General features: G+C 71.7%; 23 protein-coding genes. 15 read left to right on the forward strand and 8 right to left on the reverse strand.

From position 1 onward, the window contains the following. Positions 1-20: 20 nt before the first annotated feature. On the forward strand, positions 21-1,760 hold the full coding sequence (lysS, locus tag AC230_RS24935; protein ID WP_049718549.1) for a lysine--tRNA ligase: 1,740 nt from the start codon (positions 21-23) through the stop codon (positions 1,758-1,760). A gap of 67 nt (positions 1,761-1,827) precedes the next feature. Here the strand turns inward: lysS and AC230_RS24940 are convergent, their stop codons facing one another. Continuing rightward, positions 1,828-2,526 carry a DUF3558 domain-containing protein gene (locus AC230_RS24940; protein WP_049718550.1) on the reverse strand — a complete coding sequence of 233 codons (699 nt, stop codon included), beginning with the start codon at positions 2,524-2,526 and terminating at the stop codon, positions 1,828-1,830. 87 nt (positions 2,527-2,613) lie between these two features. Further along, positions 2,614-3,534 (reverse strand): hypothetical protein, encoded by a 921-nt coding sequence (locus AC230_RS24945; RefSeq protein ID WP_049718551.1) that lies wholly within the window; start codon positions 3,532-3,534, stop codon positions 2,614-2,616. 192 nt (positions 3,535-3,726) lie between these two features. On the opposite strand from AC230_RS24945, the gene AC230_RS24950 reads away from it, so the two are divergent. Next, positions 3,727-4,920, forward strand: coding sequence for an RtcB family protein (locus AC230_RS24950; protein WP_049718552.1), 1,194 nt, complete (start codon positions 3,727-3,729; stop codon positions 4,918-4,920). A gap of 48 nt (positions 4,921-4,968) precedes the next feature. On the opposite strand, the gene AC230_RS24955 is transcribed toward AC230_RS24950, so the two are convergent. From AC230_RS24955 to AC230_RS24965, 3 genes are read right to left on the reverse strand one after another with little or no spacing between them, the layout of a single operon-like run. Continuing rightward, positions 4,969-5,742 carry an SDR family oxidoreductase gene (locus tag AC230_RS24955; RefSeq protein WP_049718553.1) on the reverse strand — a complete coding sequence of 258 codons (774 nt, stop codon included), beginning with the start codon at positions 5,740-5,742 and terminating at the stop codon, positions 4,969-4,971. A 21-nt stretch (positions 5,743-5,763) separates the two neighbouring features. Continuing rightward, positions 5,764-6,099: a YnfA family protein gene (locus tag AC230_RS24960; RefSeq protein ID WP_049718554.1), complete on the reverse strand. Its 336-nt coding sequence runs from the start codon at positions 6,097-6,099 to the stop codon at positions 5,764-5,766. Next, on the reverse strand, positions 6,096-6,698 hold the full coding sequence (locus AC230_RS24965) for a hypothetical protein (protein WP_078871553.1): 603 nt from the start codon (positions 6,696-6,698) through the stop codon (positions 6,096-6,098). Before AC230_RS24965 ends, AC230_RS24960 begins: the two co-directional genes overlap by 4 nt. Before the next feature lie 280 nt (positions 6,699-6,978). Between AC230_RS24965 and hemL the strand changes: the two genes are divergently transcribed. The 8 genes from hemL (at position 6,979) to AC230_RS25005 (ending at position 15,296) form a co-directional block, all read left to right on the forward strand. Continuing rightward, positions 6,979-8,295, forward strand: coding sequence for a glutamate-1-semialdehyde 2,1-aminomutase (gene hemL, locus AC230_RS24970; protein ID WP_049718555.1), 1,317 nt, complete (start codon positions 6,979-6,981; stop codon positions 8,293-8,295). A gap of 32 nt (positions 8,296-8,327) precedes the next feature. Continuing rightward, on the forward strand, positions 8,328-8,975 hold the full coding sequence (locus tag AC230_RS24975) for a histidine phosphatase family protein (protein ID WP_049718896.1): 648 nt from the start codon (positions 8,328-8,330) through the stop codon (positions 8,973-8,975). Between the two features lie 116 nt (positions 8,976-9,091). Next, entirely contained in the window at positions 9,092-10,279 is a 1,188-nt protein-coding gene (locus tag AC230_RS24980; RefSeq protein WP_049718556.1) for a polysaccharide deacetylase family protein, read from the forward strand. A gap of 67 nt (positions 10,280-10,346) precedes the next feature. After that, positions 10,347-10,970 (forward strand): TlpA family protein disulfide reductase, encoded by a 624-nt coding sequence (locus tag AC230_RS24985; protein WP_049718557.1) that lies wholly within the window; start codon positions 10,347-10,349, stop codon positions 10,968-10,970. A 4-nt stretch (positions 10,971-10,974) separates the two neighbouring features. After that, positions 10,975-11,751 carry a cytochrome c biogenesis CcdA family protein gene (locus tag AC230_RS24990; RefSeq protein ID WP_049718558.1) on the forward strand — a complete coding sequence of 259 codons (777 nt, stop codon included), beginning with the start codon at positions 10,975-10,977 and terminating at the stop codon, positions 11,749-11,751. Positions 11,752-11,754: 3 nt separating this feature from the next. Further along, complete coding sequence (resB, locus tag AC230_RS24995) at positions 11,755-13,536, forward strand: cytochrome c biogenesis protein ResB (RefSeq protein WP_049718559.1); 1,782 nt, start codon at positions 11,755-11,757, stop codon at positions 13,534-13,536. After that, the gene (gene ccsB / locus AC230_RS25000; RefSeq protein ID WP_049718560.1) at positions 13,533-14,696 is read left to right on the forward strand and encodes a c-type cytochrome biogenesis protein CcsB; all 1,164 of its coding nucleotides are present in this window, start codon (positions 13,533-13,535) and stop codon (positions 14,694-14,696) included. Before resB ends, ccsB begins: the two co-directional genes overlap by 4 nt. Positions 14,697-14,762: 66 nt before the next feature. Continuing rightward, positions 14,763-15,296, forward strand: coding sequence for an SRPBCC domain-containing protein (locus AC230_RS25005; RefSeq protein WP_049718561.1), 534 nt, complete (start codon positions 14,763-14,765; stop codon positions 15,294-15,296). 9 nt (positions 15,297-15,305) lie between these two features. Here AC230_RS25005 and AC230_RS25010 read toward each other — a convergent pair whose 3' ends face one another. Both AC230_RS25010 and AC230_RS25015 read right to left on the reverse strand, forming a co-directional pair. Continuing rightward, entirely contained in the window at positions 15,306-16,733 is a 1,428-nt protein-coding gene (locus AC230_RS25010; protein WP_049718562.1) for a phosphocholine-specific phospholipase C, read from the reverse strand. Between the two features lie 223 nt (positions 16,734-16,956). Beyond that, positions 16,957-17,268, reverse strand: a complete 312-nt coding sequence (locus AC230_RS25015; RefSeq protein WP_049718563.1) for a PLD nuclease N-terminal domain-containing protein — start codon at positions 17,266-17,268, stop codon at positions 16,957-16,959. 87 nt (positions 17,269-17,355) lie between these two features. Between AC230_RS25015 and AC230_RS25020 the strand changes: the two genes are divergently transcribed. Genes AC230_RS25020 through AC230_RS25030 form a run of 3 tightly spaced genes read left to right on the forward strand, consistent with a single transcriptional unit; the run spans position 17,356 to position 20,429 of the window. Further along, the gene (locus tag AC230_RS25020) at positions 17,356-18,807 is read left to right on the forward strand and encodes a menaquinone biosynthesis decarboxylase (protein WP_049718564.1); all 1,452 of its coding nucleotides are present in this window, start codon (positions 17,356-17,358) and stop codon (positions 18,805-18,807) included. After that, on the forward strand, positions 18,804-19,706 hold the full coding sequence (gene mqnP / locus AC230_RS25025) for a menaquinone biosynthesis prenyltransferase MqnP (RefSeq protein WP_049718565.1): 903 nt from the start codon (positions 18,804-18,806) through the stop codon (positions 19,704-19,706). Before AC230_RS25020 ends, mqnP begins: the two co-directional genes overlap by 4 nt. Before the next feature lie 27 nt (positions 19,707-19,733). Beyond that, positions 19,734-20,429, forward strand: coding sequence for a UbiX family flavin prenyltransferase (locus AC230_RS25030; RefSeq protein ID WP_049718566.1), 696 nt, complete (start codon positions 19,734-19,736; stop codon positions 20,427-20,429). Here the strand turns inward: AC230_RS25030 and AC230_RS32760 are convergent. Next, entirely contained in the window at positions 20,426-20,572 is a 147-nt protein-coding gene (locus AC230_RS32760) for a hypothetical protein (RefSeq protein WP_157868656.1), read from the reverse strand. The genes AC230_RS25030 and AC230_RS32760 overlap by 4 nt on opposite strands. Before the next feature lie 121 nt (positions 20,573-20,693). On the opposite strand from AC230_RS32760, the gene AC230_RS25035 reads away from it, so the two are divergent. Together AC230_RS25035 and mqnE are read left to right on the forward strand one after the other, a co-directional pair. Next, positions 20,694-21,149 (forward strand): Lrp/AsnC family transcriptional regulator, encoded by a 456-nt coding sequence (locus AC230_RS25035; RefSeq protein ID WP_049718567.1) that lies wholly within the window; start codon positions 20,694-20,696, stop codon positions 21,147-21,149. A gap of 60 nt (positions 21,150-21,209) precedes the next feature. Beyond that, a complete protein-coding gene (gene mqnE, locus AC230_RS25040; protein WP_049718568.1) occupies positions 21,210-22,373 on the forward strand; it encodes an aminofutalosine synthase MqnE in 1,164 nt (387 codons plus the stop codon). Position 22,374: the final 1 nt, after the last annotated feature.

The raw sequence follows: 22,374 nt of genomic DNA on the forward strand, positions 1-22,374 counted from the left end.
CCTGTAAGGAAGGAAGTGCCGTGGCACAGGCTCAGAGCACCGAGGCCGACTGGGTCTCCCGTTTCGCCGACGAGGTCATCGCCGAGAGCGAGCGCCGCGCGCCCGGCAAACCCATCGTCGTCGCCTCCGGCCTGTCGCCCTCCGGCCCGATCCACCTGGGCAACCTCCGCGAGGTCATGACCCCGCACCTGGTCGCCGACGAGATCCGCCGCCGGGGCCACCGGGTCCGGCACATCCTGTCCTGGGACGACTACGACCGCTACCGCAAGGTCCCGGCGGGCGTCCCCGGCATCGACGAGTCGTGGGCCGAGCACATCGGCAAGCCGCTGACCTCCGTCCCGGCCCCGGCCGGCTCGGCGTACCCGAACTGGGCCGAGCACTTCAAGGCCGCCATGGTCGCCTCGCTCGCCGAGCTGGGCATCGAGTACGACCCGATCAGCCAGACCGAGCAGTACACCTCGGGCGCCTACCGCGAGCAGATCCTGCACGCGATGAAGCACCGCGGCGAGATCGACGCGATCCTCGACCAGTACCGCACCAAGGACAAGGCCACCGGCAAGCCGAAGGCCAAGCAGCAGCAGAAGCCGGTCGACGAGGCGGAGCTGGAGGCGGCCGAGGGCTCCGGCGCGGCCGCCGAGGACGACGGCAGCGCGGGCGGCGCGGGCTACTTCCCGTACAAGCCGTACTGCGGCGCCTGCGAGCGCGACCTGACCACCGTCACCGCGTACGACGACGCCACCACCGAGCTCACCTACACCTGCGTCTGCGGCCACACCGAGACCGTGCTGCTCAGCGAGTTCAACCGCGGCAAGCTGGTCTGGAAGGTCGACTGGCCGATGCGCTGGGCGTACGAGGGCGTGATCTTCGAGCCGTCCGGTGTGGACCACTCCTCGCCCGGCTCGTCCTTCGTCGTCGGCGGCCAGATCGTCCGCAAGGTCTTCGGCGGCGAGCAGCCGATCGGCCCGATGTACGCCTTCGTCGGCATCAGCGGCATGGCCAAGATGTCGTCGTCGAAGGGCGGCGTGCCCACCCCGGGCGACGCGCTGAAGATCATGGAGGCGCCGCTGCTGCGCTGGCTGTACGCCCGCCGCAAGCCCAACCAGTCCTTCAAGATCGCCTTCGACCAGGAGATCCAGCGGCTCTACGACGAGTGGGACAAGCTGGAGGCCAAGGTCGCCGACGGCACCGTGCTGCCGGCCGACGCCGCCGCGTACGCCCGCGCCGCCCGCACCGCCGCCGGCGAGCTGCCCCGCACGCCCCGCCCGCTGCCGTACCGCACGCTCGCCTCGGTGGTCGACATCACCGCCGGCCACGACGAGCAGACCCTGCGCATCCTCGCCGACCTGGACCCGGAGAACCCGGTCACCTCGCTGGACGAGACCCGCCCGCGCCTGGACCGCGCCGAGCACTGGATCAACACCCAGGTCCCGGCCGAGCAGCGCACCATCGTCCGCGAGGAGCCCGACACCGAGGCCCTGGCCGCGCTGGACGAGCGGGCCCGCGAGTCCCTGCGGCTGCTCCTGGACGGGCTGGAGTCGCACTGGTCGCTCGACGGCCTGACGACCCTGGTCTACGGCGTGCCCAAGATCCAGGCCGGTCTCGACCCGGAGGCCAAGCCGACCCCCGAGCTCAAGGTCGCCCAGCGCTCCTTCTTCGCGCTGCTCTACCAGCTCCTCGTCGGCCGGGACACCGGGCCGCGCCTGCCCACGCTGCTGCTCGCGGTGGGGGCGGACCGGGTGCGCAAGCTCCTGACCGTCTGACGCCGCCGCGCACACGCGAGGGCCCGCTTCCCCTGGGGGAGGCGGGCCCTTCCGCTGCGCGCGCCGGCTACCTCTTGTTCGCGGCGGCGACCGCCGCCACCGCCTCCTTGGCCGCGCCCTGCGCGTCCTTCAGCAGGTCGGCGACGTCGGGGGCCTTCGCGCCCTCCAGGCCCGCGCCGCTGTACTTCAGCGTCACCACCACGTTGGCCGTCCGGGTGATCACGGTGGCGTTGTGGTACTCGACGCCCTTCTTGGTGGTCGTGGTCGTGACCGTGGACGCCCAGTCGCCGATGCCGCTCGCCGCCTGGTTCTTGACGTCCTTGGGGGAGTCCTCCCCCATGGCCTTCTTGACCTGCTGCCGGGCGAACTCCTGGGCGCGCTTGTCGGCCGAGCCCAGGGCCGGTTCCGAACTCAGGCCGTTGTACTGGAGGTTGAGGTCGCGGTACTGGATGTCGTCGGCCTTCTCGTCGTTCAGCCCCCACCAGAAGCAGCTTCCGGTGAGCGCCTTGCCGCCCTTGTCCTTCACCTTCGGCACCAGGTCGTCGATCGTCTTGGCCGGGAGCGCCTTGCAGGTGTCGGGCAGCTTCGGGTACTTCGCCGCGGCCAGCGACGGCGTGGCCGAGGGCTTCGCCGTGGCGGACGGCGCGGACGGCGTGCTCTCGCTCTTCTTCCCGCCCCCCGAGTCGGAGCAGCCGGCGACGAGCACCATCGGTACGGCGGCGCAGGCGAGGATTCGGGCGAGTCGCGGGGCTGTTCGTCGGTGCATGGGTCCTTCGCTCAATCGGTGCGGGGCCGGACAGGATCTCCTCGCACGGTACGCGGCCCGGCCGGAATGGGGGCGGTACTCGCCGGGCTAGTTGTTGAAGTGGCCCGCGTCGATCTCCCGGGCCAGGCCGTGCGCCTTGCTCCGGAGGTCCTGGCCGTCGGGCACGTGCCGGCGGTCCGCGCTGCCCTGCGAGTAGGCGATGGTGACCAGCACGTTCGCCGACCGGAAGACGATCGTGACGTCCCGGTGGACGTCCGTCCCGCCGGAGGCCAGCCGGTCGTCGACGAAGGCGTCGTCGCCGACGTCGTCCAGGGCCAGGGAGCCCGGCTCCGGCCCGGTCGAGGGCGTGGTGGACGTCGAGGGCGGGGCGGCGGTGGCGGAGGAGGTGGCGGTGGCGGCGGGGCGGGAGGAGGCGCCCGCCGCCTTCGGGTCGTTCCCGCTCTTCTTCCCCTTGGCGTCCTTCGCGCCCTTGGCGTCCTTGGCGCCCTTCGCGGGGGAGGAGGGAGGGGAGGACGAGGGCGGGGTGGCCGACGGGGTGGACGAGGACACCGGGACGTGGGCGGCCTCGGCCCGCTTCGCGTACAGCTGCTGCGCCCGCTCCTCGTCGCTGGTCCCCGGCTGGTAGGAGACCACGCGCTCGAAGTCGACGGAGAGGTGGCGGGTGTCGTCCGGGGTCTTCCAGCGGCAGCCGACGCGGCGGTCCGCGTCGTAGGTGATGGTGGCCTGGCCCTTGAAGGCCTTGTCGGCCTCCTGCTCGGTCTCGTCGGTGCCCTCGCCGGGCAGGCCGGGGAGGAGGCGGCGCAGGGTGTCGCGGGCGACGTACGCGCAGGGGTCGGGGAGGCTGTGGTACTTGCCGGGCTCGGCCGCGGGGGCCGTGGAGCCGCCGGTGCCCGGCTTGGGGTCGTCGTCCCCGCCGCCGCCCCCGGAGCCGCCGCCGCACCCGGCGAGGCCGGCCGCGAGCACGGTGGCGGCCAGTGCGGCTGCCGGTGCGTACGCCCTCCGCTGCACGGTCCCGAGGCTCCCTTCCGCCCGCTTTCCGCCCGTTCCGGAGCGAAAACTGGTTGCTGCGGCTGGGTGGCCGCTGGACACAATGTCTACCGCACGCGCCGCCGCACCGCTGGCCCGCCGTCGTGAATCAACTCATTGATCCGGCTTTTGCGTTTTACGCGTCATCTCACTTTTTGGGGGAATGGGGAAGATATGTCGTTCACCGAGCTGCCTGGCGCCCGGGTGCCGATCCGCATGTGGGCGGATCCGGCCACCGTCGAGGACGTCGCCATGCGGCAACTGCGCAACGTGGCGACGCTGCCGTGGATCGAGGGCCTCGCCGTGATGCCCGACGTCCACTTCGGCAAGGGGGCCACCGTCGGCTCCGTGATCGCGATGCGCGGAGCGGTGTGCCCGGCGGCGGTGGGCGTCGACATCGGCTGTGGCATGTCCGCGGTGAAGACCTCCCTCACCGCCAACGACCTCCCCGGCGATCTCTCCCGCCTCCGCTCCGAGATCGAGCGCGCCATCCCCGTCGGCTTCGCCATGCACGACGACGCGGTCGACCCGCGCCGCCTGCACGGGCTGCCGACGGCGGGGTGGGACGACTTCTGGGGGCGGTTCCAGGGGGTGGCCGAGGCGGTCAAGTTCCGTGAGAGCCGGGCACTGAAGCAGATGGGAACGCTCGGAGGCGGTAACCACTTCGTCGAAATGTGCCTCGACGAGGCGGGTTCCGTCTGGCTGATGCTCCACTCCGGTTCGCGGAACATCGGCAAGGAGCTGGCCGAGCACCACATCGGCGTGGCGCGGCGGCTCTCCCACAACCAGGACATCGTCGACCGCGACCTGGCCGTCTTCCTCGCGGGCACCCCGCAGATGGACGCCTACCGGCACGACCTCTTCTGGGCCCAGGAGTACGCGCGGCACAACCGCGAGATCATGATGGCGCTCCTCAAGGACGTGGTCCGCAAGGAGTTCAAGAAGGCCAGGCCGATGTTCGAGCCGGAGATCTCCTGCCACCACAACTACGTGGCGGAGGAGACCTACGAGGGCGTCGACCTGCTGGTCACCCGCAAGGGCGCGATCCGCGCGGGCGGCGGCGAGTACGGCATCATCCCGGGCTCGATGGGCACCGGTTCGTACATCGTCCGCGGCCTCGGCAACGAGGCGGCGTACAACTCCGCCTCGCACGGCGCCGGCCGGCGGATGAGCCGCAACCAGGCGAAGAAGCGGTTCTCCGCGCAGGACCTGGCGGAGCAGACGCGGGGCGTCGAGTGCCGCAAGGACCACGGGGTCGTCGACGAGATCCCGGCCGCCTACAAGCCGATCGAGCAGGTCATGGAGCAGCAGCGGGATCTGGTCGAGGTGGTGGCGAAGCTCAAGCAGATCGTCTGTGTGAAGGGGTGAGCCGGTGGGGGCGGGCTGCCGCGCCCGCCGCCCCGCCGCCCCACCGCCTCAGCCGCCGGACGTCTCGCGGTGGACCTTGTAGTTGCTCGCCTGGGCCCGGGGGCGGAGGACGAGGAGGTCGACGTTGACGTGCGGCGGGCGGGTGACCGCCCAGGTGATCGTGTCCGCGACGTCCTCGGCGGTCAGGGGCTCGCTGACGCCCGCGTAGACGGCCGCGGCGCGCTCCTCGTCGCCGCGGAAGCGGTTGAGGGCGAACTCGTCCGTCCTGACCATGCCGGGGGCGATCTCGATGATCCGGACCGGCAGGCCGTTGAGCTCCAGGCGCAGGGTCTCGGCCATGACGTGGGCGCCGTGCTTGGCGGCGACGTACCCGCCGCCGCCCTCGTAGGTGGCGAGGCCGGCGGTGGAGGAGACGATCACGACCGTGCCGGGCGAGGTCTTCCAGAGGGGGAGCAGCGCCTGGGTCATGTGGAGCGTGCCGAGGACGTTGACCTCGTACATGGCCTGCCAGTCGGCGGGGTCCGCGGTGGCGACGGGGTCGGTGCCCAGCGCTCCGCCGGCGTTGTTGACCAGGACTTCCACGGGGCCGAGGTCGTCGAGGAAGAGGGCGAAGACGCCCACGGCGGCGCGGTCGGTGACGTCGAGCCCGTAGGCGACGGCCCGGTGGCCGGCCTCGGTGAGCTCGGCGGCGAGGGCGTCGATGCGGTCCTTGCGGCGCGCGGTGAGGACGACGCGGTAGCCGGCGGCGGCCAGGCCGCGCGCGGTGGCGGCGCCGATGCCGCTGCTGGCGCCGGTGATCACTGCGGTGGGGATGGTGGTCATCGGGTCTCCCGGAGGACTGGCTCAGCGCCCGCGTGGCGCGTACATGATCAAACCTACCCCGACGAGGCAGACCAGCGCGCCCAGCACGTCGTAGCGGTCCGGCCGGTAGCCGTCGGCGACCATGCCCCAGGCCAGCGAGCCGGCGACGAAGACGCCGCCGTACGCGGCGAGGATGCGGCCGAAGTGCGCGTCGGGCTGGAGCGTGGCGACGAAGCCGTACGCGCCGAGGGCCAGGACCCCCGCGCCGATCCAGGCCCAGCCCTTGTGCTCGCGCGCGCCCTGCCAGACGAGCCAGGCGCCGCCGATCTCCAGGACGGCGGCGAGCAGGAAGAGGGCGACGGAGCGGAGGACGGTCACGGCCAGACCAGGCAGTACGGCTGGTGGCCGGCCTCGTGGAGCCGGTGCGAGAAGTCCTGCCACTCGTGGAGCAGCCGGTAGACCGTGAAGGCGTCGCGCGGGCCGCCCCGGTCGGGGACGGTGGACCAGATGAACGCGGCGGCGCCCACGGACTCCTCGCCGATGCCGCGCAGCGGGTCGACCACGGTCATGGGGAGCTTGACGACGGCGTAGTCGGGGTGGAGGACGACCAGTTCGAGCGGGGGGACCTTGTGCAGGGGTATGCCCTCGATGCCCGTGAGGACCATCGCGGCGACCGTCTCGGGCTTGATCCGGGTGAACATCCCGCCCATGCCCAGCTCGTCCCCGCCCAGCTCCTCCGGGCGCATCGAGATCGGCACACGCGCGGCCGTGGCCCCGTTGGGCGCCCCGAAGTACTTGTAGGTCACCCCCATGCGGCCGCTCCTGCTCACGCTGTTGCCCCCGCCGTCGCCGCCGGCCCGCTCGGGGCCGCCGGTGCGGGGCTGTTCCCTCCGCCGGTGCCGGCCCCCGCGGGGCGGCCGGGCTCGCTCGGGGCCGAGGTCGTCGGTGCCCTCGCCCAGTCCGCCACCGCGATGCATATCTCCACCCGATCGCTTTTTTACGCAGCACAGCCCCCGCCGCGCAACCCGATCATCGTCTCAGACACCTCCCCCGTGCGGAGCGCGCGAAACGCCCGGACACGAGTGCCCACGGGGCTCTGAGACCATGGGTGGCGTGAGCTACCCCTCCCGGCCCCCAGTGTTCCAGACGCGCGGGGGCTGACACCCGGCCGACAGCACCAGCAGGGCCCCAAGCCGGGGCGCGCGGCCACCGTCGCCGTCGGCGTCCCTCCCTACGACTCGCGCAGGCAGGAACAGAGTGCCTTATCCATATGAAGCCCCAGTGTCCCAGACGCTCTTCGAGCGCGCGGCGGTCGTGACGCCCGGTGGCGTGAACTCTCCGGTGCGCGCGTTCCGGGCCGTGGGCGGAACGCCCCGGTTCATGGTCTCCGGTGCCGGTCCGTACCTCACGGACGCGGACGGCCGGGAGTACGTGGACCTGGTGTGCTCCTGGGGACCGATGATTCTCGGCCATGCTCACCCCGAGGTGATCGCGGCCGTCCAGGACGCCGTCGCGCGCGGCACCTCCTTCGGCACGCCCGGGGAGGGCGAGGTCGCCCTCGCCGAGGAGATCGTCGCCCGGGTCGCCCCGGTCGAGCAGGTGCGCCTGGTGTCCTCCGGCACCGAGGCGACGATGTCCGCGATCCGGCTCGCCCGTGGCTTCACCGGCCGCTCCAAGGTGATCAAGTTCGCCGGCTGCTACCACGGGCACGTGGACGCGCTGCTGGCCGCCGCCGGCTCCGGGGTGGCCACCTTCGGGCTGCCGGACACGCCGGGCGTCACCGGCGCGCAGGCCGGCGACACGATCGTCCTGCCGTACAACGACCTGGAGTCGGTGCACGAGGCGTTCCACCGCTTCCCGGGCGAGATCGCCTGTGTGATCACCGAGGCGTCGCCGGGCAACATGGGCGTCGTCCCGCCGGGCCCCGGCTTCAACGAGGGCCTCAAGCAGGCGTGCGCCAAGAACGGCGCGCTGTTCATCTCCGACGAGGTCATGACGGGCTTCCGCGTCTCGAAGTCCGGCTGGTACGGCATCGACGGCGTCACGCCGGACCTGATGACCTTCGGCAAGGTCATGGGCGGCGGCTTCCCGGCCGCGGCCTTCGGCGGCCGCTCCGACGTGATGGCGCACCTCGCCCCGGCGGGCCCGGTCTACCAGGCCGGCACGCTCTCCGGGAACCCGGTGGCGACGGCGGCGGGCCTGGCCCAGCTGCGGCTGCTGGACGACGCGGCGTACGAGCGGGTGGACGCGGTCTCGCTGGAGATCCGCTCGCTGGTGACCGAGGCGCTGGCCAAGGAGGGCGTGGCGCACCGCCTCCAGACCGCGGGGAACATGTTCTCCGTCTTCTTCACCGACCGCGAGGTCACGGACTACGAACTGGCCAAGGGCCAGCAGGCGTTCCGCTACACCGCGTTCTTCCACTCGATGCTGGCGCAGGGCGTCTACCTGCCGCCGTCCGCCTTCGAGTCGTGGTTCGTCTCGACGGCCCACGACGACGCGGCGGTCGAGCGGATCGCGGCGGCGCTGCCGGCGGCGGCGCGGGCGGCGGCCGAGGCCAAGGAGGAGACGCTGTGAGCGAGCGCGACGACATCACCGTCGTCCATCTGATGCGGCACGGCGAGGTGCACAACCCCGAGGGTGTGCTCTACGGCCGCCGGCCCGGCTACCACCTGTCCGACCTGGGGCGGGAGATGGCCGACCGGGTGGCCGAGCACCTGTCCGGGCGGGACGTCACCCATGTCGTGGCCTCCCCGCTGGAGCGGGCGCAGGAGACGGCGACGCCGATCGCCAAGGCGCACGGCCTGGACCTGGCGACGGACGAGCGGCTGATCGAGGCCGCGAACGTCTTCGAGGGCAAGACCTTCGGCGTGGGCGACGGCGCCCTGCGCAAGCCGGCCAACTGGCGGCATCTGACCAACCCCTTCCGCCCGTCCTGGGGCGAGCCCTACATCGAGCAGGTCGTGCGGATGATGGGCGCGCTCAACGCGGCGCGGGACGCGGCCCGGGGCCACGAGGCCGTGTGCGTCAGCCACCAGCTGCCGATCTGGGTCGTGCGCAGCTTCGTCGAGCGGCGCCGGCTGTGGCACGACCCGCGCAAGCGGCAGTGCACCCTGGCCAGCCTGACGACCTTCACCTACCGCGGCGACAAAATCGTTTCGGTCGGCTACAGCGAGCCGGCCCGGGACCTGGTACCGGCCCATCTGCTGGCGGGCGCCAAGCCGGTCAAGGGCGGCCAGAAGGCGTTCGGCGCCTGACCCGGGCATCCCGCTTCCGCCGTATCCCAGCGCGCCCCCGCCCCCGGCCTCGTCTTATATGGACGGCAGAGGGCGGGGGCGCCGCGATACAGCTGCGAGACGAGCGGAGGCCGCGCATGCCGGACACGGGTATAGGCCGGCGCGCACTGCTGGGCGCGGCCCTGGCCGTGGGCGCCGCGGGCTGCGGGCTCGGCTCGGGCGAGGACCAGGTGGCGGTCCGGGCGAGGGCGCGGGCCAGGGCCCGGCCGATCGGCGACGGTTCGACGGCGGACGCGGGGCCGCAGCCGCTGCAGCCCCCGCCGCCCGAGCGGCTGGAGCCGGGGCAGAAGCCGCCGCAGTTCGTCGTCTTCTCCTGGGACGGCGCCGGCGAGACGGGCAACGGTCTCTTCCCGCGCTTCCGCAGGCTCGCCCGCGACCACGGCGTGCGGATGACGTTCTTCCTCACCGGCCTCTACTGCCTGCCCGAGTCCCGCAAGTCGCTCTACCGGCCGCCCAACAACCGCCCCGGCGCCTCCGCCATCGGCTACCTCGGCGACGACCACATCCGCGAGACGCTGCGCAACATCCGCGAGGCGTGGCTGGAGGGCCACGAGATAGGCACCCACTTCAACGGGCACTTCTGCTCGGGCCCCGGCTCGGTGGCCCGGTGGACACCCGCGCAGTGGGAGTCGGAGATAGAGCAGGCCGTCTCCTTCGTCACCTCGTGGCGGACGAACACCGGCTTCACCGACCTGGAGCCGCTGCCCTTCGACTACCGCAAGGAGCTCGTCGGCGGCCGCTCCCCCTGTCTGCTGGGCCAGCGGAACCTGCTGCCGGCGGCGGCGCGGCTCGGCTGGCGCTACGACGCCAGCTCCCCGGGCGGGCGCCAGGTCTGGCCGCGCCGGCGGATGGGCGTCTGGGACTTCCCGCTCCAGCTCATACCCCTGCCGGGGCACTCCTTCGAGCTGCTCTCGATGGACTACAACCTGCTGGCCAACCAGTCCCGCAACTCCACCAAGGCCCCTCCCGTCCACTACCCGGCCTGGCGGCGGCAGGCCACGGAGGCGTACCTGGCCGGTTTCCGGCGCGCGTACGAGACGAACCGGGCGCCGTACTTCATCGGCAACCACTTCGAGCAGTGGAACGGCGGGATCTACATGGACGCCGTCGAGGAGGCGGTCAAACGCATCGCCGACGAGAAGCACCGCGACGTACGGCTCGTCTCCTTCCGGCAGCTGTGCGACTGGCTCGACGCCCAGGACCCGGCGGTCCTGGAGGGGCTGCGGCGGCTGAAAGTCGGCGAGAAGTGGGCGCCCGCGGGCTGACCTCAGGTGTCGTCCGGGGCGAGGGGGGCGCGCAAGATCCCGGAAATCGCCATGCGAAACTTTTCACATGAGTGCCTGCCGCGCCAACCGACGCCAACGAAGCCGCCGTCGTACCACCGTGCCGGTCATCGGCGCCGCCCTCGCCGCGCTGGTGCTGAGCGCCTGTGGTTCCGGGGGCACCTCGGGCGGGGGCGGCGAGACCCAGTTCGTGCAGGGCAAGGGCGGGGTCGACGTCGTCAAGGCCAGGAGCGCCCGGCAGGAGGCGCCGGAGCTGTCCGGGAAGACCCTCCAGGGCGAACAGCTCAACGCCACCGAGAAGTTCAAGGGCAAGGTCATCGTCTTCAACGTCTGGGGCTCCTGGTGCCCGCCCTGCCGGGCGGAGGCGAAGGGCTTCGGCAAGGTGGCCCGGGAGTACAAGGCCAAGGGCGTCGAGTTCGTCGGCCTGAACACCCGCGACCCCAACCCGGCCCCGGCCAAGGCGTTCGAGCGGGAGAACGACGTCCCGTACCCGAGCCTCTTCGACTCGGCGGGAAACCTGATCCTCCGCTTCCCCAAGGGCAGCCTCAACCCGCAGGCCATCCCCTCCACGGTCTTCATCGACCGCGAGGGGAAGATCGCCGCGCGGGCCATCAAGCCGATGAGCGAGGACGAGCTGCGCGAGACGCTCGATCCGCTGGTCGCGGAGAAGTGACGCCGTGACCGCCGCGTCGATCACCCTCGCCAGCGCCGACGGCCTGAACCACACCGTGCTCTCCGGGGCGCTGATCCTGGCCCTGCCGATCGCCCTGCTCGGCGGGCTGGTCTCCTTCTTCTCCCCCTGCGTCCTGCCGCTCGTGCCGGGCTACCTGTCGTACATGACGGGGGCGGGCGGCGCGGACCTGGCGCAGGCGAAGCGCGGGCGCCTGCTGGCGGGATCCGTGCTCTTCGTCCTGGGGTTCAGCGTCCCGCTGGTGTCGGCCGGGGCGCTCTTCGGCTACGCGGGCCGGACGCTCCAGGAGTACAAGGAGACGATCGCCGTCGTCCTCGGGATCGTGATGATCCTGCTCGGCCTGGTCTTCATGGGCCTGCTGAACCGATTCGGCCAGCGGGACGTGCGCTTCCGCGTGAAGACCTCGATGGGGCTGCTGGGCGCCCCCCTGCTGGGCCTCGGCTTCGGCGTCGGCTGGACGCCGTGCATCGGCCCCACCCTGGCGTCCGTCAACGCCCTCAACGCCTACGACGCGAGCGCGACCCGCGCCGCCGTCCTGACCTTCGCCTACTGCCTCGGCCTCGGACTGCCCTTCATCGTGGCGGCCCTCGCCTTCCGCCGGGCGCTCGGCGCCTTCGGCTGGGTCAAGAAGCACTACGCATGGGTCATGCGGATCGGCGGTGGCATGCTCGTCGCCGTCGGCCTGCTCCTGGTCACCGGTGCGTGGGACTACCTCGTCCAGGACCTCCAGACGTGGACGAGCGAATACAACCCCGGGATCTGATCGATGTCCAAGACTGAAAGCACCCCCGCCCCCGAGGCCCCCGAGGCCGGCGCGGACGACGCGGCCGCCGGTGCCCGGATGTCCACCGCCCCCGCCCAGGAGGGGGACCGGACCGTCCCGGGCTCGTTCGGCGGCGTCCGCGCGCCCGGCGCCCTCGGGTGGCTGGCGTGGGCGGGCCGGGAGGCCACCGGCTGGCTGCGCTGGATCTGGCGCCAGCTGACCTCGATGCGGGTCGCGCTGATCCTCCTGCTGCTCCTCTCCCTCGCGACCATCCCCGGCTCGCTCATCCCGCAGACCAGTGTCGACTCGATCAAGGCCGACAACTGGAAAGAGGCGCACAAGACGCTGACGCCGGTCTACGAGAAGCTCCAGCTCTTCCACGTCTACAGCTCGGTGTGGTTCTCCGCGATCTACATCCTGCTGTTCGTCTCGCTGATCGGCTGTATCGTCCCGCGCACCTGGCAGTTCGTCGGCCAGCTGCGCGCCCGCCCGCCGAAGGCGCCGCACCGCTTCGACCGGCTCCCCGCCCACACCGGCTGGAGGACCGACGCCGACCCCGAGCAGGTGCTGGCGGCTGCGCGGCGGGTGCTCAAGCGCAAGTGGTTCCGCACGAGCGCGGACGGCGACGCCGTCGCGGCCGAGAAGGGCTACCTGCGCGAGGCCGGCAACCTGCTCTTCCACGTCTCGCTGATCGTGATGCTGGTGGCCTTCGCCTCCGCGCAGCTGTGGAAGTACGAGGGCGGCAAGCTCGTCGTCGAGGGCGACGGCTTCGCCAACACCCTCACCCAGTACGACGACTTCAAGTCCGGCTCCTTCTTCAGCCCGGACGACCTGCCCCCGTTCGGCTTCACGCTCAACGGCTTCAGCGGGACGTACGAGCGCACCGGCCCCCAGCGGGGCTCCGCACGCGACTACCGGGCGCACGTGACGTACTGGAACGGCGCCGACGGCGAGAAGCGCGACACGACCATCAAGGTCAACGAACCCCTGGAGATCGGCGGTTCGAAGGTCTACCTCCAGGGCCACGGCTACGCGCCCAAGGTCACCGTCCGCGACGGCAAGGGCAACATCGCCTACCAGGGCGCGGTGGCCTCGCTGCCGCTGGACAACAACGTCACCGAGACGACCGTCCTCAAGGTGCCGGACTACCAGGACAAGGACGGGAAGAAGGACCAGCTGGGCTTCACCGGCTACTTCATCCCCACCTTCGACCCGCGCTCCGGGACGATGTTCTCCCAGTTCCCGGCCCTCGACAATCCGATGCTGGTGCTCACCGCCTACCGCGGCAGCCTGGGCATCGACTCGGGCGTGCCGCAGAGCGTCTACAAGCTCGACACGTCCAAGATGAAGCAGTTCAAGGAGGGGAAGCGGGCCTTCTCGCGGGCGCTCAAGCCGGGCGAGACGCTGACGCTCCCGGACGGCGCGGGCACGCTGACCTTCGACGGCATCAAGAGCTGGGCGACGTTCCAGATCTCGCACAAGCCGGGTGACGGTCCGGCGCTGGCCGGTGCCATCGCCGCGATCGCGGGTGTGGCCGCGTCGCTGTTCGTCCAGCGCCGCCGGGTGTGGGTGCGTGCCGTCCGCGGCGCCGACGGGCGTACCGTCGTGGAGCTGGGCGGCCTCGGCCGCAGCGAGTCGGCGAAGGTGGCCGAGGAGCTCGCGGACATCGCGGTCGCCCTCCAGCCCGACGCACCCCCCGTCGCCGACGAGCCCGCAGAGGAGCCCGCCGACGAGCCCGTTCGACCTGCCGAACCCTCCGAATCCTCCGAAGGAGCGCGCGCGTGAATCTCGCGGCCGCGGCCAACGAGAACATGGCCCATACCAGCAATGTGCTGATCTACTCGGCGATCGCCGTCTACACCCTCGCCTTCCTCGCGCACATCGCCGAGTGGGTCTTCGGCAGCCGCAGCGCGGTCGGCCGCACCGCCGCGGCGATCACCACGGAGGCGGAGAAGGCCGCGGCCGCCGTCACCGTCAAGGTCAAGAAGGCCGGCGGCGGCACGGCGGTGCTCGAGCGCCCCAAGGTCGTCACCCGCTCCGCCCCGGGCGTACGGGACGACGTGCCCGACGGCCCCGGCGCCGCCGGCGGCAGCGAGAAGGGCGACCTCTACGGCCGCATCGCGATCTCGCTGACCGTGCTGTCCTTCGCCCTGCACGCGGGCGGGGTGCTCACCCGCGCCCTGTCCGTGGAGCGGGCGCCGTGGGGCAACATGTACGAGTTCTCGATCACCTTCGGCGTCTCCGCCGTCGGCGTCTACCTCGGTCTGCTCGCCGCGAAGAAGAACATCCGCTGGCTCGGTCTGCCGCTGGTCACCACCATCCTGCTCGACCTGGGCCTGGCCGTCTCCGTCCTCTACACCGAGAGCGACCAGCTCGTCCCGGCGCTGCACTCCTACTGGCTGTGGATCCACGTCTCCTGCGCGATCCTGTGCGGTGCGGCGTTCTACGTCGGGGCCGTCTCGACGTTCATGTACCGCCTGCGGGACGGCTACGAGGTGCGGCTGGCGGCCGGCCGGACCGGTCCCGGCGTGCTGGAGAAGAAGCTCCGCGGCCTGCCGTCCGACGCCTCCCTCGCCAGGCGCCTGGGCGTCCGCGTCCACATGGCGTACGACAACGCCCTGACCCGCATGCCGGCCGCCGCCACGCTGGACAAGTTCGGCTACCGGATCAACGCGACGGTCTTCCCGCTGTGGACGTTCACGATCATCGCGGGCGCGATCTGGGCCGAGGCGGCGTGGGGCCGCTACTGGGGCTGGGACCCCAAGGAGGTCTGGTCCTTCATCACCTGGGTCGCCTACGCGGCGTACCTGCACGCGCGCGCCACGGCCGGCTGGAAGGGCCGCAAGGCGGCGTACCTCGCCCTGGCCGCGTTCGCCTGCTACATCTTCAACTACTACGGGGTCAACTTCCTCTTCGGCGGAAAGCACTCCTACTCCGGGGTCTGACCAGGCCCCGCACGGCGGCCCGGGGCTCGGGAGGCGAGCGCCGGGCCGCCGTGGTGTGCTGGTGCCATGGAGATTCCGTCCCCCTACGGCGCCTCCGAGAGCCACGGCGACGTCCACACCCTCCGGTACGAACTGTCGCTGCCGTACCCGAGGGAGCGGGTGTGGGACGCCGTCGCCACGCCCGAGGGCCTGCCGACGTGGCTGGCCGCGGCCGAGCCGTTCGAACGGCGGGAGGGCGGGGCGATCACGCTGCGCTGGCTGAACGCGGCGGGCCCGGAGGGCACCGGCACGGTCGCCCCCGGGCGGGTGACCGCCTGGGATCCGCCCTCGCTGGCCGAGTACACCGTCGAGGTGCACGGCCGCATCCGCTTCGAGCTGGAGCGGGCGCCGGTGAGCGTGGGCGGGACGTTGCTGCACTTCACCAACGAGATGCCGGGGACGGACGACGAGCGGCTCGACTGCCTCGCGGGCTGGCACCACCACTTCGAGTACCTGCTCCAGGCGCTCGCCGGCCATCCGGCCGACTGGCCGACGTGGAGCGTGGAGCGGTGGCGGGCGCTGCGGGACGAGTACGAACGCGGCAAGCGGGAGCTGCCGTGAGGGATTCCCTCACCGCCGAGGCCGCCGGCCCCGCTCCTGCTCCGGGAAGCGCTGGGCGGCGCCCGGCAGCACCGGCCGGGGCAGGTGCGACACCTCCCACCGGGCCTCCTCCAGCTCCCGCTCCGTCCGCCGCGGCAGCCACGGCACCCGCCGCGTCGGCTCCCCGAAGTCGAACGCCGACGTCAGATCGCCGAACGTGCGCCGCCGCCACGCGCTGATGTTGGGCTCGCGCACCCCCGTCCACCGCTCCAGGAAGCGCAGCGCCGAGGTGTGGTCGAACGTCTCGCCGGCCACCCAGCCCCCCACCGTCCACGGGGACACGATCAGGCACGGCACCCGGAAGCCGCCGCCGATCGGGAGCCCGCCGACGAACTCGTCCTTGGTGCCGGGCGGCGGCACCGGCGGGGGGACGTGGTCGAAGAGGCCGTCGTTCTCGTCGTAGTTGAGGATGAAGACGGTCTTGGCCCACACCCGGGGGTTGTCGGCGATGGCCTCGATCTTCTTCGCCACGAAGTCGGCGCCGGCGGCCGGCAGGGAGTCGGGGTGCTCGGACGCCGGGCCGGTCGGGATGATCCAGGAGACCGCCGGCAGCCGGTCGTTGCGGGCGTCGTCCTCGAACGTGCCCTCCGGCAGGCGCCGCATCCCGCGCTCGTACAGCGGGTCGCCGGGGCGCGCGTCGCGGAAGCGCTGGAACCACTCCAGCATGTTGCAGCCGTAGTTGTCCTCCTGCTGGTACACCCGCCAGCTGATGCCGGCCCGTTGCAGCCGCTCGGCGTAGGTGGTCCAGCGGTACGGCGACCGCATGGTGTTGCTGATGACCGGGCCGCCCCTGGTGCCGCCGGGGTCGATGGTGCCGGTCATCCAGTAGAGCCGGTTGGGCCAGGTGGGGCCGAGGACGGAGCAGTGGTAGGCGTCGCAGAGGGTGAACGCCTCGGCGAGGGCGAACTGGAAGGGGATGTCCTCGCGGGTGTGGTACCCCATCACATACGGCCCGTTCTTCCCGTCCGCCTTGCGGTGCGCGGGGAGCCAGCGGTCCATCTTCCCGCCGTTCCACGCCTCGTGCTGCACGGACCAGGCGTGGCTGGTGGAGGGGATGGCCTGGGCGCTCGTGCGGCGGGTGTCGAGGCGGAAGGGGAGCAGGTAGCCCTTGGGGTTCTGCGGGTCGGGCTGGTGGAAGACGCTCCGGCCGGTGGAGAGCCGCAGGGCGTCCGGGTCGGCGAAGCCGCGTACGCCGCTGAGGGTGCCGAAGTAGTGGTCGAACGAGCGGTTCTCCTGCATCAGCATGACCACGTGCCTGATGTCCCGCAGGGAGCCGCGGCGCGCCGGGCCGGCCGCCACGGCCCGCCGGACGCTGGGCGGCAGCAGCGCGAGTGCGGCGCCGCCGACGGCGCCCGCGGCCGAGCCGAGGAGTCTTCGCCTGCTCATGAACTCGGGCATCGCATCTCCCTGAGGTCGTGTCAGGCCACAGTGTGGCCGTTACGACTCTCCCGGTCCGGCAGTGCCGGGGACAGGGGGGTGCGGGGGAATGTCCCGTCAACCGGGCGTGGACAGGGGGGAGTTGGGGGCCGGGCAGGCGCCGATGAGTTGATCGTATTACCCGATCGGGGGATGGCGTGCTGGGCCGTCGGGCGGAACGGGGACCCCCGGACGGGCCCGTCGGTCAGCCGCGGTCGTCGCCGTCCGTACCCGGCCTGCGGTCCTTGCCGAGCGAGCGGAGGAACTCGGGGTTGTCGTCCGGCGCCACCCAGCCGCCGGCCGCGCCCCGCCGCCCGTAGACGTCCGCCGCGCGGCGGGGGCGGCCCACCGCGAGCCAGGCGACCGGGCCCAGCAGCACCTCGCCGAAGAGCAGGATGATGATCACCCACGCCGCCTTGGGCAGCTTGCGGACCTCGTCCTCCGGGGTGTTCAGGCAGTCGATGAACGTATAGATCCACAGGGCCAGGACCAGCAGGAACGGCAGATACCTGAGCATTGGCCGACGGACCCCCGGAGTGCGGCTGCGGGCCGCGGCGCGGCCCCGTGACAAGGCCAGGGTAGTGCGTGCTCGATACTGGAACGCATGGCTTACGACGATCTCCGCTCGTTCCTCAGAGCACTCGAGCGCGACGGCGACCTCAAGCGCGTCAAGGCCGAAGTCGACCCCTACCTCGAAGTGGGGGAGATCACCGACCGGGTGAACAAGGCCGGTGGCCCCGCGCTGCTCTTTGAGAACGTCAAGGGGTCGGCGATGCCGCTGGCCATGAACGTCTTCGGCACCGACCGGCGACTGCTCAAGGGGCTGGGGCTGACGTCCTACGACGAGATCGGCGAGAAGATCGGCGGGCTGCTCAAGCCGGAGCTGCCGCAGGGCTTCGTCGGCTTCCGCGAGGCGTTCGGCAAGCTGGGCGCGATGACGCACGTCCCGCCGCGGAAGGTGAAGGACGCGCCGGTCCAGGAAGTGGTCCTCACCGGCGACGACGTGGACCTCGACGCGCTGCCCGCGCTGTTCACCTGGCCCGAGGACGGCGGCTCCTTCTTCAACCTCGGCCTCACGCACACCAAGCACCCCGAGACCGGCGTCCGCAACCTGGGCCTCTACCGGCTCCAGCGCCATGACAAGCGCACGATCGGGATGCACTGGCAGATCCACAAGGACAGCCGCAACCACTACCAGGTGGCGGCGCGGCGCGGGGAGCGGCTGCCGGTCGCCATCGCCTTCGGCTGCCCGCCGGCCGTCACCTACGCCTCCACCGCGCCGCTGCCCGGCGACATCGACGAGTACCTGCTCGCCGGCTTCATCCAGGGCAAGCGGGTGGACATGGTGGACTGCAGGACCGTGCCGCTCCAGGTCCCGGCCAACGCCGAGGTGGTCCTGGAGGGCTGGCTGGAGCCCGGCCGGATGCTGCCGGAGGGGCCCTTCGGCGACCACACCGGCTTCTACACGCCGCAGGAGGACTTCCCGGCGCTCACCATCGACTGCGTCACCATGCGGCGGCGCCCGCTGCTCCAGTCGATCGTGGTCGGCCGGCCGCCGACCGAGGACGGCCCGCTCGGCCGTGCGACGGAGCGTTTCTTCCTGCCGCTGCTCAAGATCGTCGTGCCGGACATCGTGGACTACCACCTGCCGGAGTCCGGCGGGTTCCACAACTGCGCGATCGTCTCGATCGACAAGAAGTACCCCAAGCACGCGCAGAAGGTGATGCACGCGATCTGGGGCGCGCACATGATGTCCCTGACCAAGCTGATCGTGATCGTGGACGCGGACTGCGACGTCCGCGACCTGCACGAGGTCTCCTGGCGGGCGCTGGGCAACGTCGACTACGCCCGCGACCTCACCGTCGTCGAGGGCCCGGTCGACCACCTCGACCACGCCTCGTACCAGCAGTTCTGGGGCGGCAAGGCGGGCGTCGACGCGACGGCGAAGTGGCCCGGGGAGGGCTATACGCGGGACGGAGGATGGCCGGAAATGGTCGTTTCGGATCCGGAGACGGCGGCCAAGGTGACCCGGCGCTGGACGGAGTACGGCCTGTGAGCGCGTCCGCCGCCGCCGCGCCGAGCCCGGGGCGCACCCGCGCGTTCCTGCGGCTCGTGATGATCGAGCACTCCGTCTTCGCGCTGCCCTTCGCCTACATCGCCTCCCTGACGGCGATGTTCGAGCGGGACGGGCACGTCGACTGGTGGAAGCTCTTCCTGGTCACCGTCGCGATGGTCGGGCTGCGCACCTTCGCGATGGCCTGCAACCGCATCATCGACCGCGAGATCGACGCCCGTAACCCGCGCACCGCCAACCGCGAGCTGGTCACCGGCGCGGTCTCGGTGCGCTCGGCGTGGACCGGCGCCCTGGTGGCGGTAGTCCTCTTCCTGGGCGCGGCGGGGCTGCTCAACCCGCTGTGCCTGGCGCTGGCGCCGATCGCCGTGATCCCGATGGTGGTCTATCCGTACGGCAAGCGCTTCACCGACTTCCCGCACGCGATCCTGGGCCTGGCCCAGGCGATGGGCCCGGTGGGCGCCTGGCTCGCGGTGACGGGCGCGTGGTCGGGCGACGCGGTGATCCTGGGCCTCGCGGTGGGCATCTGGATCGGCGGCTTCGACCTGATCTTCGGCTGCCAGGACGTGGCCGCCGACCGGGCGCACGGGGTGAAGTCGACCCCCGCCCGCTTCGGGATCCCGGCCGCGCTGCACGGCGCCCGGGTCTGCCATGTGATCACGACGGCGCTGCTGGTCTGGTACGGCGTGGCGACGCACGCCGGGGGGTTCTTCTGGGCGGGCCTGGCGGTGGTCGCGATCGCGTTCGTGTACGAGCACACGATCGTGCGTCCGCACGACCTGTCCCGGCTGAACCGGGCGTTCTTCACGGTCAACGGCGTCATCGGGATCACGCTGTTCCTGTTCACCCTGGCGGACCTCGTCAACCGGGGCCTGGGCTGGTAGTCCGCCCGTCCGGCTAGGCTCGGGCCCGTGGAGCCGTACGAACACGCAACGCGACGACCGGAACGCCGGCCCTGGGTGGTCGGCGTTTCCGGCGCTTCCGGGACGCCGTACGCCGCCGCGGTGCTGCGCGGCCTGCTGGCGGCGGGGGAGGACGTGGACCTGGTGGTCAGCCGGGCCTCGCGGCTGACCCTGCTGGACGAGACGGGCCTGGCCTTCCGGGACGCGCACTGGCGCGAGGACCTGACGGCGTGGCTGTCCACGGGGGCCGACGGCAAGCCGCACGTGTTCGAGCCGGACGTCTCGCGGGTGCGGCACTGGACGGCGGGGGACCTGGCGGCCGGGCCGTCGTCCGGCTCGTACCCGGCCAAGGGGATGCTGATCGTCCCGGCGAGCACGGCGTGTGTGGCCGGGGTGGCGCTGGGGCTCTCGAAGGACCTGTTGCAGCGGGCCGCGAGCGTGACGCTCAAGGAGCGGCGGCCGTTGGTGGTTGCGGTGCGGGAGACCCCGCTGAACCGGCAGACGCTGCGGCAGCTGGTGGCGCTCGACGAGGCGGGCGCGATCGTGCTGCCCGCCTCTCCGGCGTTCTACGCGGGGGCGACGCACATCCAGGATCTGGTGGACTTCGTCGCCGGGCGGGTGCTGGACGCGGCGGGGGTGCCGCACCGCTTCTACCGCCGGTGGAAGGGGGAGCTCGGCGGCGGCCGCTCCCCGGAGGGGGGTTAGCGCTTCTTCGCGCGGCGCGGGCGGGCTTCGGCGGCCTCGGCACGGCGGGCGGCGGTGGACTGGTGGGCACGCGAGCGGTTGGCCAGGTCCTGCAGCTCACGCATGCGGGCGTAGGCCATCTCGATCGAGTACACGGGGTTCATCTCCTGAAGGATCGTTGGTGCCGCGAACGTTCGGTGAAAGATTTTCGGGGTAACGAACCCCCGATGCCTTAGATTCTACATGCAAGACGGCAAGTTCGCTGATTATTGAAAGGTTCCAGCCATGGACGCGGTGGACAGGCAGCTCATCCAGGCCCTCCGGGAGAACGGCCGGGCCTCGTACGCGGAGCTCGGCAGGCTCGTCGGCCTGTCCGGCCCGAGCGTCACGGACCGGATCAACCGGCTGGAGGCCGCGGGGGTCATCACCGGCTACCGCGCGACCGTCAACGCCGCCTCGCTGGGCCTGGGCGTCACGGCCCTGATCGGCATCCAGCTCTCCGACGCCGCCGACCACGAGGACGTCGCGCGCCGGCTGCGCGACCTGGAGGAGATCGAGGACTGCTGGTTCATCGCGGGCGACGACTCGTACATGCTCAAGGTCCGCGTCGGCGACGTGGACGGGCTGGAGCGCACCATCCGCCGGCTGTCCGGGACCAAGGGCGTCAGCCGCACCCGCACCACGATCGTGCTCTCCACCAAGTGGGAGAACCGGGTGGGAGAGCTGCCCGAGGGCATCTGAGGGCGGGGGAGTAGGCTCGGCAAGGCCGTACGGCCGTACTGACGAGGAGAGGCGAGACGGATGGACGCGGGGCTCAAGCGTGAGCTGGAGGAGAAGGTTCGCGCCGGCGAGCGGCTGACCCGCGAGGACGGCATCGCGCTCTACGAGTCCGACGACCTCGCCTGGCTGGGCGGCCTGGCCCACGAGGTGCGCACGCGCAAGAACGGCGACACGGTGCTGTTCAACGTCAACCGGCACCTCAACATGACCAATGTGTGCACCGCCTCGTGCGCCTACTGCTCGTTCCAGCGCAAGCCGGGCGAGAAGGACGCGTACACGATGCGCATCGAGGAGGCCGTCCGCCTGGCCAAGGCCATGGAGAACGAGCACCTCACCGAGCTGCACATCGTCAACGGCCTGCACCCCTCGCTGCCCTGGCGCTACTACCCGCGCTCGCTGCGGGCGCTCAAGGAGGCGCTGCCGCAGGTCTCCCTGAAGGCGTTCACCGCCACCGAGATCCACCACTTCGAGAAGATCTCGGGGATGCCCGCCTCCGAGATCCTCGACGAGCTGATCGACGCCGGTCTGGAGTCGCTGACCGGCGGCGGCGCCGAGATCTTCGACTGGGAGGTCCGGCAGCACATCGTCGACCACGACACCCACTGGGAGGACTGGTCGCGCATCCACCGCCTCGCGCACGAGAAGGGCCTCAAGGGCCCGTGCACCATGCTCTACGGGCACATCGAGGAGCCGCGCCACCGCGTGGACCACGTGCTGCGGCTGCGCGAGCTCCAGGATGAGACCGGCGGCTTCCAGGTCTTCATCCCGCTGCGCTACCAGCACGACTTCGTGGACATGAAGGACGGCAAGATCCGCAACCGGCTCCAGGCCCGGACCTCCATGGCCACCGGCGCCGAGGCGCTGAAGACCTTCGCCGTCTCCCGGCTGCTCTTCGACAACGTCCCGCACGTCAAGGTCTTCTGGGTCATGCACGGCCTCCAGACCGCGCAGCTCGCGCTCCAGCACGGCGCCGACGACATGGACGGCTCGGTCGTCGAGTACAAGATCACGCACGACGCGGACAACTACGGCACGCCGAACAAGCTCACCCGCGACGACCTGCTGGAGCTGATCCGCGACGCCGGCTTCCGCCCGGCCGAGCGCAACACCCGCTACGAGGTCATCCGCGAGTACGACGGCCCGGACCCCGACCGCCGCGAGTCGCCGCAGCCGATGCGGGTCTGAG

Source organism: Streptomyces caatingaensis, from assembly GCF_001187435.1.
GTDB classification, from domain to species: domain Bacteria; phylum Actinomycetota; class Actinomycetes; order Streptomycetales; family Streptomycetaceae; genus Streptomyces; species Streptomyces caatingaensis.